This window comes from Curtobacterium luteum, assembly GCF_001475545.1.
Classification (GTDB): Bacteria; Actinomycetota; Actinomycetes; order Actinomycetales; family Microbacteriaceae; genus Curtobacterium; species Curtobacterium luteum_A.
In genome coordinates this window covers 18,077-32,956 of record NZ_LDQC01000016.1, presented here as the reverse complement: position 1 = coordinate 32,956, position 14,880 = coordinate 18,077, and the positions used below count along the sequence as shown (strand labels likewise).

General features: G+C 71.7%; 11 protein-coding genes. 2 read left to right on the top strand and 9 right to left on the bottom strand.

What is annotated here, in order from left to right; genetic code table 11:
- The 8 genes from NS184_RS02940 to NS184_RS02905 all read right to left on the bottom strand — a co-directional run.
- On the bottom strand, positions 1–654 hold a 654-nt coding region (locus NS184_RS02940; RefSeq protein WP_152998028.1), incomplete at its 3' end, for an ATP-binding cassette domain-containing protein.
- On the bottom strand, positions 651–2,315 hold the full coding sequence (locus tag NS184_RS02935) for an ABC transporter substrate-binding protein (protein WP_058724647.1): 1,665 nt from the start codon (positions 2,313–2,315) through the stop codon (positions 651–653). The genes NS184_RS02940 and NS184_RS02935, both read right to left, overlap by 4 nt.
- Before the next feature lie 297 nt (positions 2,316–2,612).
- Positions 2,613–3,458 (bottom strand): hypothetical protein, encoded by an 846-nt coding sequence (locus NS184_RS02930; protein WP_058724646.1) that lies wholly within the window; start codon positions 3,456–3,458, stop codon positions 2,613–2,615.
- Positions 3,459–3,551: 93 nt separating this feature from the next.
- Positions 3,552–4,811, bottom strand: a complete 1,260-nt coding sequence (locus NS184_RS02925) for a D-arabinono-1,4-lactone oxidase (protein WP_058724653.1) — start codon at positions 4,809–4,811, stop codon at positions 3,552–3,554.
- A 10-nt stretch (positions 4,812–4,821) separates the two neighbouring features.
- Positions 4,822–6,348, bottom strand: a complete 1,527-nt coding sequence (araA, locus tag NS184_RS02920; RefSeq protein WP_058724645.1) for an L-arabinose isomerase — start codon at positions 6,346–6,348, stop codon at positions 4,822–4,824.
- Complete coding sequence (locus NS184_RS02915; RefSeq protein WP_058724644.1) at positions 6,345–7,064, bottom strand: L-ribulose-5-phosphate 4-epimerase; 720 nt, start codon at positions 7,062–7,064, stop codon at positions 6,345–6,347. Before NS184_RS02915 ends, araA begins: the two co-directional genes overlap by 4 nt.
- Positions 7,061–8,806 carry a xylulokinase gene (locus NS184_RS02910; protein ID WP_058724643.1) on the bottom strand — a complete coding sequence of 582 codons (1,746 nt, stop codon included), beginning with the start codon at positions 8,804–8,806 and terminating at the stop codon, positions 7,061–7,063. The genes NS184_RS02915 and NS184_RS02910 overlap by 4 nt, the downstream gene beginning before the upstream one ends.
- 320 nt (positions 8,807–9,126) lie before the next feature.
- Positions 9,127–10,125 carry a LacI family DNA-binding transcriptional regulator gene (locus NS184_RS02905; protein ID WP_206556248.1) on the bottom strand — a complete coding sequence of 333 codons (999 nt, stop codon included), beginning with the start codon at positions 10,123–10,125 and terminating at the stop codon, positions 9,127–9,129.
- A 172-nt stretch (positions 10,126–10,297) separates the two neighbouring features.
- Between NS184_RS02905 and NS184_RS02900 the strand changes: the two genes are divergently transcribed.
- The gene (locus NS184_RS02900) at positions 10,298–12,370 is read left to right on the top strand and encodes a glycoside hydrolase family 127 protein (RefSeq protein ID WP_058724641.1); all 2,073 of its coding nucleotides are present in this window, start codon (positions 10,298–10,300) and stop codon (positions 12,368–12,370) included.
- Between the two features lie 144 nt (positions 12,371–12,514).
- On the opposite strand, the gene NS184_RS02895 is transcribed toward NS184_RS02900, so the two are convergent.
- Positions 12,515–13,555, bottom strand: a complete 1,041-nt coding sequence (locus NS184_RS02895) for a LacI family DNA-binding transcriptional regulator (protein WP_193750376.1) — start codon at positions 13,553–13,555, stop codon at positions 12,515–12,517.
- A 180-nt stretch (positions 13,556–13,735) separates the two neighbouring features.
- Between NS184_RS02895 and chvE the strand changes: the two genes are divergently transcribed.
- Positions 13,736–14,866 (top strand): multiple monosaccharide ABC transporter substrate-binding protein, encoded by a 1,131-nt coding sequence (chvE, locus tag NS184_RS02890; protein ID WP_058724640.1) that lies wholly within the window; start codon positions 13,736–13,738, stop codon positions 14,864–14,866.
- The last annotated feature ends 14 nt before the right edge of the window (positions 14,867–14,880 follow it).

The window sequence follows — 14,880 nt, the reverse complement described above, 5'->3', positions numbered from 1 at the left end:
GTCCGCGACGACGCCCATGTCGTGGGTGATGAGGAGCACTGCGAGGGACCGCTCGCGGCCGAGCCTCCGGAGCAGGTCGAGGATCCCGGCCTGCACCGTGACGTCGAGCGCGGTGGTCGGTTCGTCGGCGATGAGCGCCACCGGGTCGCCTGCGAGCGCCATCGCGATCATCGCGCGCTGGAGCTGTCCGCCGGAGAGCTCGTGCGGGTAGGCCTTCCGGATCCGCCCGGGGTCCCGGAGCCCGGCGGAGCGGAGCAGCTCGTCGATGCGGGTCGAGACACCGGCGCGGTCGAGACCGGTCGGGTGCGCCCGCACGGCTTCGGCGATCTGCGTCCCGATGGTCAGGACCGGGGTGAAGGAGTTCATCGGTTCCTGGAACACCACGCCGATGCCCGCGCCCCGGACGGCACGCAGCTGCTCCGCATCGGCGCCGATGAGCTCCTCACCGCGGAACCGGGCGCTCCCGGACACCCGGGCCTCGGGTGGGAGCAGGCCGAGGAGGCTCATCGCCGAGACCGACTTGCCCGAGCCGGACTCCCCCACGAGGGCGAGTACCCGGCCGGGCGTCAGCGTGAACGAGACGTCACGGACGACGGGCTCCGCGTCGCCGAACGCGACGTGGAGCCCCTCGACCTCGAGCAGCGGGTCGGTCACTGCTTCAGCGACACCGTGAGGTAGTTCGGGTACGCCGGGAAGTCCGCGATGCGGAAGTTCTCGACGTTCGAGCCGGCCAGGAAGGACTGCTTCGCGTACATCAGCGGGACGACGGGTGCGTCCTCCATGATCTTCCGGTCGGCCTGCGCCCAGATCTCCTGCGCGTCACTCTGGTCGACCGTCGCGCTCGCCTTCGCGATGAGGGCATCGACGTCCGCGTTGCTGTACTTCGAGATGTTGTAGCCGCCGCCACCGATCTGCGACGAGTCGAAGAGCGGCTGCAGGTTGGCGTTCGCGCTCGGGAAGTCGGGCTGCCAGCTCGAGAGCGAGAGGTCGAAGTCCGAGCCGTTGGTGGTCGCCTGGTTGAACGAGTCGTCGTCGAGCGGCTTGAGCGTCACGGTGATCCCGGCGCGCTTGAGCCCCGCCTGCAGGGCCTGGGCCTGCGCCAGCGTCGAGGAGTCGTTCGGCGTCACCAGGGTGAGCTTCAGGTTGCTGACGCCGGCCTCCTTCAGGAGTGCCTTCGCCTTGCCGACGTCGCCCGTCGCGCTCGTCTCGTACAGGTCGTAGTCCTGGCGACCGGCGATGCCCGGCGTGATGAGCGTCGAGGCGTACGTGCCGGCGATGGCGCCACCCGCGGCGATGCGGAACGACTTGCGGTCGACCGCGTACTGCAGGGCCTGGCGGACCTTGAGGTCCTTGAGGTCACCGCGCTGCGTGTTGATGGCCATGTAGGTGATCGGGCCGGCCTTCGAGGTGGCGAGCCGGTCCTGCGCGGCCGGGTTCGAGCGCACCTGGTTCAGCTCGGCGGCACCGAGGTAGATGGCCCCGAACGAGTCCTTCGCGTCACCGTTGTCGGCGATCAGGGTCTGCGTGACCGTCGAGGGGTCCTGGCTCTCCTTGAAGACGACCTTCGACGGGCCGGCGGTCCGGACGGAATCGGTCTTGGCGCTCCAGTACTTGTTGCGCACGAGGGTGACCTGCGAGCCCTGCGTGTTCGACTGCACCTGGTACGGGCCCGACGAGACCGGCTTGAGGTCGTACTCACCGGTGTTCGTGCCTTCGCCGTCGGGAACCGGGGCGAACGCCGGCATCGAGGCGATCCACGGCCAGTCGCCGTAGGCCGCGTTGAGCTTGAAGACGATCGTCTTGTCGTTCGGCGTCTCGATGCTGTCGAGCGTCTTCCCGTCGAACGGCCCCTTGTACGAGTCGCCGCCGACGAGGAGCGACTTGTGGTAGCTCAGGCCACCGGTGAGCGTCGGCGCGAACGAGCGCTCGATGCCCCACTTGATGTCCTTGGTGGTGATCGGCGTGCCGTCCTGGAACTTCAGCCCGTCCTTGAGCGTGTAGGTCCAGGTCTTGCCGCCGTCGCTCACCTTGCCGGTGGTGGTCGCGAGGTCCGGGACGACCTTCGCCGTCTTGCCGGGCTCGACGTCCCAGGTGGTGAGGCGTCGGGCGACGAGCGCCATCGAGGTGATGCCGAGGCTCTGGCTCGTCGCGGGGTCGAGGTGGAACGCGGTCTGCGTCGTGAGGATGTTGAGCGTGCCGCCCTTGGAGGTGCCGCTCGCGTCGTTCGACGATCCTCCGCCCGAGCAGGCGCTGAGCGCGAGTGCTGCTGCGACGGCGACCGCCGCGGTGGTGATCAGGCGCGTGGGGCGTCTCATGACGGTACTGCTCCTCGTGGGGTGTGGGTGGGGCACGCGCGTGGGGTGGGCGTGCCGCTGGCCGGCGTCGAGCGTTCCGGCGGCGTCCATCCTGGCACCGCGGGCGAGGGCCGGCCCAATCTCGTCGCGCTCCGGATGTCGCACGACGTAACGGTCCAATCATCGTGTTGCGCCGTGCATTCCCGCTTCGCACACATCGATCCCGGGCCGCGAGTCCCGGCTCGGCGGACACCTTCGCGCTCGCGTCGCCGCGAACGTGTCCGCGGAGCCGAGTCTCGGCGTCCGCACCCTCCCGGATCAGCGGTCGAAGAGTCCCCCGAGGAGGTCGTTGCCGAGGTTCGACGCCTGCTCACTGAGGCCCGACGCCTGCTCGCCGAAGCCACCGAGCAACTGTTCGCCGTCGCCGAGGAGACCCGTCGCGCCCTCACCGAGGTCGGCGAGCCCGGCGTCGCCGATCCCCGACGCGATGCCCTCGAAGTCGACGCCCGAACCGACGGCCTCGGCCAGGACCGGCCCGGCGGCGGCACTCATCACCGCCGCTCCGGCGACCGCGACGCCGATGCCGCCGACCGCCATCGCACCGGCGCCCACCGCAGCTCCTCCGGCGAAGGCTCCCCCACGGCCGCCGAGGACCCGGCGCAGGAGCCCGGGACGCTGGACCTCGCTGCGGGTCGCGGCGCGCGCGAGCCCGGCGGCGGAGTCGTCGCGCAGGTGCTCGTTCGGCGGGAGGTGGGAGTTCAGGCGGTTGCGCACTTCCTGTCGCTGCGCTGGCGTGAGGCGCGCGAAGGCATCGTGGTGGACCTGCTCGAGACGCTCCGGCTGCGCGGTGCGGAGCAGGTAGTCGTACTTCGCGATGGCCACCTTGTCGGCGTCGACGGCCCCACGCTGCCACCCGTACGGCTGCTGGGCCTGCGGCTGCTGCCCGTACGGCTGCGCCACCGGGGGCTGTTCGACCTGGCGGTTGCGGTCGTCACCGGTGAGCTTGTCGGCCGCCGAACGGACGACGTCGCGCCAGTCGGTCCCACCGGAGCGTCCGCCGGCCTGCTGCTGGCCGGAGCCGTGCGCGGACCCGTGCCCGCGCTTCTGGAGCTGCTGGTCGATGACCTTCGAGGCCATCCCGAGGATGCGGTTGAGGTTCGCCATGACCCAACCTTCGAGATCACACATGTGGGCACTCAGCACACACCCGGTGCGTACGCCGGACGACTGGTCCCAAACCGCTGGGAGCCGAGGTCCTCAGCTCAGGATGCGCGCGAGGAAGGCGTTCCGGAAGCGCCCCGCCGGGTCGAGGTCCCGCGCGAGCGCCGCGAAGTCACCGAGCCGCGGGTACGCCGAGTGCAGCCGCTCGGTGCTCGCGACCGAGACCTTGCCCCAGTGCGGCCGGGGATCGAAGGGCGCGAGGACGTCCTCGATCCGGCGCACCGCGGCCTCGACCGCCTCGGGCTCGCGGCGGAAGGTGAAGTGGATGCCGACCGACTGCCGCTCGGACGACGGCGCGAGCCAGGCGGTGTCGGCGGCCACGGTGCGGACCTCGGCGGCGATGAGGATCGGCGCGAGCAGGTCCTGCAGCGGTCGCAGGGCCTGCAGCGCGGACACCGCGTGGGCCGCGGGCAGCAGGTACTCCGACTGGATCTCCGCTCCGGTCGACGGGGTGAACGCCGAGCGGAAGTGCGGCAGCCGTTCGGACCACGGGCCCGGGACGCCGCCCTGTTCGGTGACGCCGGCCGGGTCGTTCTCGCCGGGGTGCACCGGTCCGGTCGCGGCCCGGGCCCCGAGGGCGACGAGGTCGACCGTCGGCGAGGGCTCGTCCACGCGGTGCTTCACCCAGACCTGGCGGGCGCCGCGGTCGTCGAAGGACGTGAAGAGCGACACCGAGTAGGCGTCGGACACCACGGCGTCGAAGTGATCCGTCACCGCGTCCCACGGCAGGTCGAGGAACACCGTCGTGGCGACCTGGAACGAGGGCTCGATCGCGAGCTCGACCGCGGTGACGACGCCGAGCGCGCCGAGGGCCACCCGGTGTGCGTCGAGGGCGCCGTCCGGCGTCGACGCGTCGACCCACGCGAGCGAGCCGTCTGCCCGGACGACCTCGAGCCCGACCACCGCCTGCGCGAGCGACGGGTTGCGGACGCCGGAGCCGTGCGTGCCGGTGGCGACCGCGCCCGCCGTGGAGATGTGCGGCAGGGACGCGAGGTTGGCGAGTGCCCAGCCACGGGCCTCCAGGCCGGCCGCGACCTGCGCGTGCGTCATGCCGGCCGCGACCCGCACGACCTGACGGTCGCTGTCGACGTCGAGCACGGGCGGGAGCCCGGCGAGCGTCAGCTGTGCGCCGTCGGTGTCGGCGATCCGGTTGAAGGAGTGTTTCGACCCCAGTGCCGTGAGGCGCGGGGTCGCCACGACGACGCGACGCACCTCGTCGACGGAGGTCGGCGAGAGGAGTCCGGACGCCCCGTAGCTGACGTTCCCGGCCCAGTTCGTACGCGTCGTCGCGGTCACGGTCACGAGCCTAGAACCCCCGGTCGAGTCGGTGCCAGGTCTGCTGGAGCCGGAGCTCGTCGCGGAAGCCGCGCGCCGTGGTGTGCTCGTCGATGACGAGGAACTCGGTGCCGACCATCGTCGCGAAGTCCTCGACCACCTGCGGGCCGACGGCGGTCGTCATGACGGTGTGGTGGGCGGCGCCGGCGGTGAGCCAGGCCTCCGCGGCGACCGGGAACGACGGCCGCGGTTCCCAGACCGCGCGGCCGACCGGCAGCTTCGGCAGTGCCTCGGTCGGCGGGACCACGTCCACGACGTTCGCGGTGAGGCGGAAGCCGTCCCGGGTGTCGGACAGCGCGACGACGACGGCCTCGCCCGCGTCCGCGGTGAAGACCAGACGGACCGGGTCGTCCTTGCCGCCGATCCCGAGCGGGTGGATCTCGAGGGTCGGCTTCGTCGTCGACAGGGTCGGCGACACCTCGAGCATGTGCGCGCCGAGGATCTTCTCCGCACCCGGGGTCAGGTCGTACGTGTAGTCCTCCATGAGGGAGGCGCCTCCGGGCAGTCCCGCTCCGGCGACGTTCATCGCGCGGACGAGGACGGCCGTCTTCCAGTCGCCCTCAGCGCCGAAGCCGTAGCCGTCGGCCATGAGTCGCTGCACCGCGAGGCCGGGGAGCTGCTTGAGCGTGCCGAGGTCCTCGAAGTTCGTCGTGAACGCGGCCGAGCCGTTCTGCTCCAGGAGTGCGCGGAGGCCGAGCTCGATCGCGGCCCCGTCGCGGAGCGCCGTGCGGCGCGACCCGCCGTCACGCAGGTCGTCCACGACGTCGTACTGCTCGTCGTACTCCGCGACCAACGCGTCCACTGCGGCGGTGTCGGCTGCAGCAGCGTCCACCGCTGCCGCGAGCTCGTTCACCGCCCAGGTGTTCACCTGCACGCCGAGCTCGATCTCCGCCTCGGTCTTGTCGCCCTCGGTCACGGCGACGTAGCGCATGTTGTCGCCGAAGCGGGTGAGCTTGAGCTCCCGCACGGCCGCGGCGCCCGCCGCGGCACGGGTCCAGTTCTGGATGCGAGCGACGACCCGCTCGTCGGAGACGTGCCCGACCGCGGTGGCGTGCCGGACGCCGAGTCGGGCGAGCGCGTAGCCGAACTCGCGGTCGCCGTGCGCGGCCTGGTTGAGGTTCATGAAGTCGAAGTCGATGTCACCCCAGGGCAGCGCGACGTTCGCCTGGGTGTGCAGGTGCAGCAGCGGCTTCGTGAGTGCCTGCAGCCCGCCGATCCACATCTTCGCGGGGCTGAACGTGTGCATCCAGGTCGTCACGCCGATGACCTTGTCGTCCGCGCTGGCCTCGATGAGGGCGCGGCGGATGCCGTCGGCGTCCTTGAGCACGGGCTTCCACACGAGCTTCACGGGCACGTGCGGCGCCAGCGTCTCGTGCACGGCCTTGCTCTGCTGCTCGACCTGGCGCAGGGTCTCCTCGCCGTAGAGCCCCTGCGAGCCGGTGAGGAACCAGACCTCGTAGCCCGCCAGCGTTTCGGCGGGGTCGACGACGTGCGTCATGAGAGCGCTCCTTCGGGGTTCTGTCCGTAGACGTTCTGGTAGCGATCGAAGAGTCGATCGATGTTCTCCTGGGCGATGGGCACGAGCTCGCCGCCCTGCTTCGCGATGTGCACGGTCCGCGCGACGTCCTCGCACATCACGGCGGCCTTCACGGCGTCCTTCGCGTCGCGTCCGATCGTGAACACGCCGTGGTTCTGCATGAGCACGGCACGGCTCCGGTGTCCGCTGAGGGTGTCGACGATGCCGTGCCCGATCGAGTCGTCGCCGATGATCGCGAACGGGCCGATCGGGATCGGACCGCCGAACTCGTCCGCCATCGCCGTGATCACGCACGGGATCTCCTCGGCTCGCGCGGCCCAGGCGGTCGCGTAGGTCGAGTGGGTGTGCACGACCCCGCCGACCTGGGGCATGTTCCGGTAGACGTACGCGTGCGCGGCGGTGTCGGAGGACGGACCGTGTTCGTTGCCCCACCCGTCCGCCGGCTCGCCGTCGAGCGTGCAGACGACCTGGTTCTCGGGGCGGAGGTCGTCGCTCGACACCCCGCTCGGCTTGATCACGAAGAGGTCCGTGCCCGGGACCCGCTCGGACACGTTGCCGCCGGTCCAGATCACCAGTCCGTAGCGGACGAGCTCGCCGTGCAGGGCGGCGACGCGGGCGCGGGTCGCCGCCACCGCCTCCCGGGTCGTCGCGTCGGCCTGTCGGCTGCTGTCGGTCATCGTGTCGGCTCCTTCTCGGTGCGTGCGTCGTCCGCGTGGCTGCTGGGATCGGCCGGGAGGCGCGGCTCGGCGCCGTCGGCAGGCTCGCCCTGGTCGGCGGTCGCGCTGGCGCGGGTCGCCGCTGCCGCAACGTCCTGGACGGGCAGCGCGGCGCGGTACCGGTCGAGGTAGTCCCGGAAGCCGTCGACGTCGCGCGCGTCGGGCTCGGCGACCTGGACGGCGTCGCCCCGGAACACGGTGTCGGCGAGGAAGTCCGCGAGTGACCGGTCGGTGTGCTCGAGGTACGCCGCGAGGACCGCGATCCCCCAGGCGCCGCCCTCGCCCGCGGTCTCCTCGAGTGCGACGGGCACGCGGAGGGCGGCGGCGAGCAGGCGCTGCGGCGCACCCGGGGTCCGGAACAGACCGCCGTGCGCGGTCATCCGGTCGACGGCGACGTGCTCGCCGTGCAGGACCTCCATGCCGATCGCGAGGGTGGCGAAGGCACCGTGCACCTCGGAGCGGACCAGGTTGCCGAGGGTGAAGCGGGCGCCGGGCGTGCGGAGGAGCAGCGGTCGACCGTCCTCGACGCCGGTCACGGGCTCACCGGCGAGGTAGTTGAAGGAGAGCAGGCCGCCGGCGTCCGCGTCGGTGTCGTCGCTGACGGCCTCGCTGAGCAGGACCGCGTAGACGTCGTCGACGCCGACGGCCGGCCCGCCCGTGCGCTCGCTGGTCGCCGCGGCGAACCGGCCGAACACCCGCGCCCACGCGGCGATCTCGCTCGCCCCGTTGTTGCAGTGCACCATCGCCACGGCATCCCCGGACGGGGTGGTGACGACGTCGAGTTCCTCGTGCGGGGTGCTCAGCGGGCGTTCGAGGACGACCATCGCGAAGATGCTCGTGCCCACGCTGACGTTGCCGGTGCGCGGTGCGACGGCGTTCGTCGCGACCATGCCCGTGCCGGCGTCGCCCTCCGGCGGACAGAACGCGACGCCGGCCTCGAGCGTGCCGGTCGGGTCGAGCCACGCTGCTCCCTCGGGGGTGAGCGCCCCCGCTTCCTCGCCGGCGACGAGGACCTCGGGCAGCAGCGCGCGGAGGTCGGGCACCCGCGCCCCGAGCAGCTCCTGGGTGGTCGCGAGCATGCCTGCGTCGTAGTCGCGACGGCCGGGATCCCCCGGCGCGCTGTCGACCGGTGCGGAGTCGATCGGGAACAGCCCGCTCGCGTCGCCGACGCCGAGGACGTCACGTCCGGTGAGGCGTCGGTGGACGTACCCGGCGAGCGTCGTGATGCCGGCGATCTGCGCGACGTGCGGCTCGTCGTCGAGGACCGCCTGGGCCAGGTGGGCGATGGACCAGCGCTGCGGGACGTTGAAGTCGAGGGCGGCGCTCAGTCGCTCGGCGGCCGGGCCGGTGGAGGTGTTGCGCCACGTCCGGAAGGGCACGAGCAGCTCGCCGTCCGCGTCGAACGCGAGGTAGCCGTGCATCATCGCGGAGACCCCGGCGGCGCGGAACGTGGTCGGACGGACGCCGTACTGCCGCTCGACGTCGGCCACGAGGGCGGCGTACGCGGCCCGGAGCCCGGTCTCGACGGCGTCGAGCGAGTAGGTCCACCGCCCGTCGACGTACTCGTTCTCCCACTCGTGGGAGCCGCTCGCGACGGGACGGAGGTCCTCGTCCACCAGCACGGCCTTGATGCGCGTCGAGCCGAGTTCGATGCCCAGGGTGGTCCGGCCGTCCAGGACCTGCCGAGCGGCGTCGTCACCCATGTCGTCCTCCAGACGTCGTCGTCCTGCGTGAGCGCTCACATCCTGGCACGTGAGCGCTCACTCGCGCAACGCGGCGCGCCCCGAGGACCCGTCTCACGCCCGGCGGTCGCCCCACCTCGCAGGCGGAGCTCCGAACGGTCGCGGTGACTCGGCGGAGCGCGCCCCGACGGCCACGGCATCCCGCACGCGCGGGGCCCGACGGTCCGGACGTGTCGCTCGCCCGTGCCGGTCCGGACCGGAGGTGACCGGCCGCCGCAGCTGCACGGGACGCCGCAGCTGGACGGGGCGCCGCAGCTGCACGGGGCGCCGTGACCTCGCGGCTACGCGCCGACGGTGCTCTCGCGCACCACGAGTGACGGTGTCACGGTCGCCGAGGCCACCGTCCCGCCGTCGATCAGCTCGAGCAGGGCCCGCCCCGCCACCCGTCCGAGCTCCTCGAGCCGGAGGTCGACCGTGGTGAGCGGCGGACGGGACGCCAGCGCCATCACGTCCCAGTCGTCGAACCCTGCGACGGCGACGTCACCCGGGACGGACCGCCCCGTCTCGCGCAGTCGGTCACAGACGCCGCGGGCGATCTGGTCACTCCCGGCGATGATCGCGTCGACGTCGGGGGCGGTCCGGGCCAGCAGGTCGACGGCCTGCCTGCCCCACCGTTCCGACCACTCCCCGTACGACGCCGGGCCGACCAGGTGCTCGCCGAGGACCGGGGCGGCACCGTCGACGCGGCGCACCGCCGAGGCGTGCCGTTCCGGCCCCGTGACGATCGCGACGCGCCGACGACCGAGGCTGAGCACGTGCTCGGCGACCATCGCGGCTCCGGCGGCATCGTCGAGCGTCACCGACACGTCGGTCGGGTCGGTCGAGGGCGTGAAGGCGTAGACGACCGGTACCGGGACGTCGATCGGCGGGCGCGAGTCCGCGGACCGGCCGGTCACGATCACGCCGTCGACGCCGCGGGCTGCGAGCGAACGGAGGTAGTGCGCCTCGCGGACGTGGTCGTCGCGGGTGTCGCAGAGGAGCACCGCCATCTGTCCGGCGGAGAGCGCGTCCTCGGCGCCGAGCAGGACCGGGATGGTGAAGCGTCCGAAAGAGTCGGTGGTGATCATGCCGACGGTGTACGTGCGTCCGGAGGACAGCGCCCGCGCACGCGCATCGCCGACGAAGCCGAGCTTCTCGGCGGCCTGCTTCACCCGTACCCGTGTCGACTCCCGGAGCTGGCCGGTGTCGTTGAGCGCCTTGGAGGCCGTGCCGATCGACACCCCGGCGAGCGCCGCGACGTCGCTGATCCGGACGGGCGGTGCAGCGCGATCGGTGGTCACGGCAACTCCTTTCCGGATCGGCTCGGACAACGCGATCATACGCAACACGCGATGGTCCGGGGTTGCGCGGTGCCGGAGCGTGACGTACGGTCGGCGCCAGAAACCGTTTTCCGGCGTGATGAGCGACTCGGCTCCGCGATCGGAACGGCATCGGCATTCGCAAGGAGGCGACATGACCACCACGCTCGCGACCGACGTCCGTCCCCGGACGGCGACGCCGGTCCTCCCGACCGACGGCGCGCACCTGACGTACCGTCCGCTCCCGACCGGGTCCGCGCGGATCTCCGGCGGCTTCTGGGCGCTCCGACAGGGCCGGAACGGACGGGACGCGATCCGCAGCGGGTACGACCAGCTCGAGGCCGCGGGCAACTTCCGGAACCTCCGGATCGCGGCCGGTGACGAGCAGGGCGAGGCCGTCGGACCGATCTTCATGGACTCCGACGTGACGAAGTGGCTCGAGGCGGTCGCGTGGGAGTACGGGCGTGCTCCGGCCGAGGACCTCCTGGCCCTGCAGCGCGAGGTGACGGGCCACTACGCCCGCGCACAGGCCGACGACGGGTACCTCGACTCGGTCCAGCAGGTGCGTGGGAAGGGCGAGCGCTACGTCGACCTCAAGTGGAGCCACGAGCTCTACTGCGCCGGGCACCTGTACCAGGCGGCGGTCGCGCAGCACCGGGCGACCGGCGACACCGGGCTGCTCGACGTGGCCGTGAAGAACGCCGACCACCTGGTCGCGACGTTCGGCGACGGCCCGGGTCAGAGCGTGGACATCGACGGACACCCCGTCGTGGAGATGGGGCTCGTCGAGCTCTACCGAGAGACCGGCACCCGCGCCTACCTCGACCTCGCGCACTGGTTCGTCGACGCGCGTGGACACGGCATCATCGAGCGCGCGGGCGGCGAGCCGACGTACTTCTCGGACCGGGTCCCCGCACGCGAGGCGACGACCGTCGAGGGCCACGCGGTCCGCGCCGTGTACCTGGCGGCCGGAGCGGTCGACGTGGCGATCGAGACCGGGGACGCCGAACTCCTCGCCGCGAGCGAGCGCCAGTTCGCCGACATGATGGCGACGAAGGCGTTCATCACGGGCGGTCTCGGCGCACGCTGGGACTACGAGGCGTTCGGTGACCCGTACGAGCTGCCGACCGACCGCGGCTACGCCGAGACGTGCGCGGCGATCGGTGGGATCCAGTGGGCGTGGCGACTGCTCCTCGCCACCGGGAAGCCCGTCTACGCGGACGCGATCGAGCGCCTGCTGTACAACGCGTTCCTCGCGGGGGTGAGCCTCGCCGGCACCGAGTACTTCTACGTCAACCCGCTGCAGCAGCGGGACCACGCGCACCAGGACGAGAACCGCTCCCCCGCACACGGCCGCCGCGGCTGGTTCGACTGCGCCTGCTGCCCGCCGAACATCATGCGGACGTTCGCGAGCCTCGACGGGTACCTCGCGACCGCGACCGACGGCGGCCTCCAGGTGCACCAGTACGCCACCGCCGACCTCGGACCGGTCCGGGTCGAGACCGGCTACCCGCACGACGGCCGTGTGGTCGTCACCGTGACGGCGGACGGTCCGCTCGCCCTCGGCCTGCGCATCCCGGCGTGGTCGGACACCACCACGGTGACCGGTCCGGACGGCCGGACGTCGCCGGAGCCGGGCACCCTGCACGTCCTCGACCGCCCGTGGACCGCCGGCGACACGGTCGAGCTCGTCTTCGACACGACGCCGCACCGGTACGTCGCCGACTCGCGGATCGACGCGTCACGCGGGCAGCTCGCGATCGAACGCGGGCCGCTCGTGTACGCGGTCGAGCAGGCCGACCAGGAGGGCTTCACCGTCGACGACCTGATGATCGACCCGTCGGCGCCGATCGCCGAGGAGTGGCGGGACGACCTCCTCGACGGCGTCGTCACGCTGCGCGTTCCGGGCTCCGCGCCGTCGTCGCACGAGCAGGCAGCGTGGCCGTACCGCCGGATCGACGTGGGCAGGCCGGGAGGCGCGGCACCGGCTCTCGACGCGACCAGCGTCGACGACGCGGCCGGTGGCGCCGGGGGCGACCCGCGCCTCCCGGCCGAGACGGCGAGCGCCGACACCGCGAGCGCCGACACGGCGAGCGCCGACTCGGCGAACGCCGACACGGCGAGTGCCGACACGGCGCACGCCGTGACCGCGGTCGCGGTCCCCTACTACGCCTGGGCGAACCGCGGGGCCGCACCGATGCGCGTCTGGCTCCCGATCGCGCGGTGACGGCGGCTGCCGCGCACGCCGGATCCTTCCCACAACAGCCGCGATGGGATGCAGGAACGGGCGTACCCGGTCGGAATCGTCGACCAGGTACGCCCGTTCCTGCCAGCCACGCCCGATCCCGCCAGCCGTACCCGGTTCCAGCGCCTACGCGCTCCGCCGCACCACCAGCACGGGGGCGAGGAGCCGATCGTCGTGGGACTGCCCCTCGACGAGTCGCCGCACCGAGGCGAGCACCCGCTCCCCCATCGCCATGAAGTCCTGCCGCACCGTGGTCAACGGCGGCGTGAAGTGCGCCGCCTCGGGGATGTCGTCGAAGCCGACGACCGCGATGTCGTCGGGGACGCGCAGGCCCTCCTCCGCGAAGGCGTGCAACACCCCGAGCGCCATCTGGTCGTTCCCGGCGAAGACGGCATCGACCGTGTGCACGTCGATCGACTGCGCTGCCCGGAAGCCGCTCGCGGGGGTCCAGTCACCCTGGAGCACGACCGCTTCGAGTCCCCGCTCCGCCATGAGCCGCTCGTAGGTCGCCCGGCGCACCTCGGACTCCTGCGAGACCGACGGCCCCGCGATGTGCACGATCCGACGGTGTCCCGCGGCGAAGAGGTGCTCCATCGCGAGCGTCGCTCCCGCGGCCTGGTCGATCGCGACGGCCGCGACGTTCGGCGCCGCGCCGGTCCGCTCGGCGTCGCGCTGCACGGCGTTCGCCACCACGACGGGGACCGACACGGGGATGGTCAGCGAGGCCAGGGCGTCGAGCACACGGTTGTCGGCGGCCACGAGCACGACCGCGGCGACGTCCTGCGCGAGCAGGGAGGCGAGCGCTCCGGACAGGTCTGCCGGCACCGGGTCCTCGGGCAGGGTCGACAGCAGGACGTGGTAGCCGGCGGTGCGGGCAGCCCGTTCGAAGCCGATCGCGGTGCTCGACGGACCGTACAGTGCGTCACCCGTGCTGACGAGACCGAGCGCGCGGCTCCGCCCCCCGGCGAGCGCGCGGGCGGCGGCCCGTGGACGGTAGCCGAGCTCGGCGACGGCGGCGGCGACCTGGTCACGGAACTGCTCGCGGACGGTGGGGTCGCCGTTGATGACGCGGGAGACGGTCTGGTGCGAGACCCCGGCGCGCTCGGCGACGTCGAAGATCGTCGGCGCCTTGCGGCGCTTGCCCTCGTGGGCCGTCGTGGTCGTCACGTGGGAAACCGTACCCCCGGAACGGGGCGGCGAGGAAAGGTCGCGAAACGATGACGACGAGTTGACACCCCGTGAAACAACCCACATGATGTGAGCGCTCACTTTGAGCAGCACCCCAGGGGCACAGCAGCCCACACCCAGCGCGTCGAGGACGACGTGAGAGGAACAAGAGGTACTTCGATGATGAAGCGCAAGATCGCAGCGGGGATCGTCGCCGTCGGACTGGCAGTCAGCCTGGCCGCGTGCTCCGCCGGGGGTCGTGGCGCCACCGGCAGCGGTGGCGACAGCGGCGACAACAAGGGCGCCCTCGTCGGCGTCGCGATGCCGACCAAGGTCTCCGAACGGTGGATCAAGGACGGTGACGCGGTCAAGAGCGACCTCGAGAAGGCCGGCTACAAGGTCGACCTCGAGTACGGCGACAACAAGGTCCAGCAGCAGGCCCAGCAGGTCAGCAACATGATCACCAAGGGCGCGAAGGTCCTGATCATCGCGTCGATCGACGGTGGCGCCCTGTCCGACCAGCTCGACGCCGCCGCCAAGGCCGGCATCAAGGTGATCTCGTACGACCGCCTGCTCACCGGCAACAAGAACGTCGACTACTACGTGTCGTTCGACAACTACAAGGTCGGCGTCGACCAGGCCACGAGCCTCCTCACCGGCCTCGGGATCCTCGACGACAAGGGCGAGAAGACCGGCAAGAAGGGTCCGTTCAACATCGAGGTCTTCGCCGGCTCGCTCGACGACAACAACGCCGGGTTCTTCTTCAACGGCGCGATGGACACCCTCAAGCCGTACCTCGAGGACGGCACGCTGAAGATCCAGTCCGGCCAGGACAAGCTCTCCCAGGCCGCGACGCAGCAGTGGGACCCGGCGACCGCCAAGGCCCGCATGCAGAACCTCATCGCGAAGTCGTACTCCGGCGGCACGACGCTCGACGGCGTGCTCTCGCCCTACGACGGCATCTCGATCGGCATCATCTCGGCCCTGCAGGGCGCCGGCTACGGCACCTCGGACCGTCCGCTCCCGGTCGTGACCGGCCAGGACGCCGAGGCAGCGTCGGTCAAGTCGATCATCGCCGGTCAGCAGTACTCGACGATCTACAAGGACACGCGCAAGCTCGCGAAGCAGTCGGTCACCATGGCCGAGGACCTGCTCTCCGGCAAGAAGCCCGAGGTCAACGACACGAAGAGCTACGACAACAAGGAGAAGGTCGTCCCGACCTACCTCTTCCAGCCGACCGTGGTCACGAAGGACAACTACAAGTCCGTCCTGATCGACAGCGGCTACTACACGGAAGCCGACCTCAAGTAGGACGTTCCCACCTG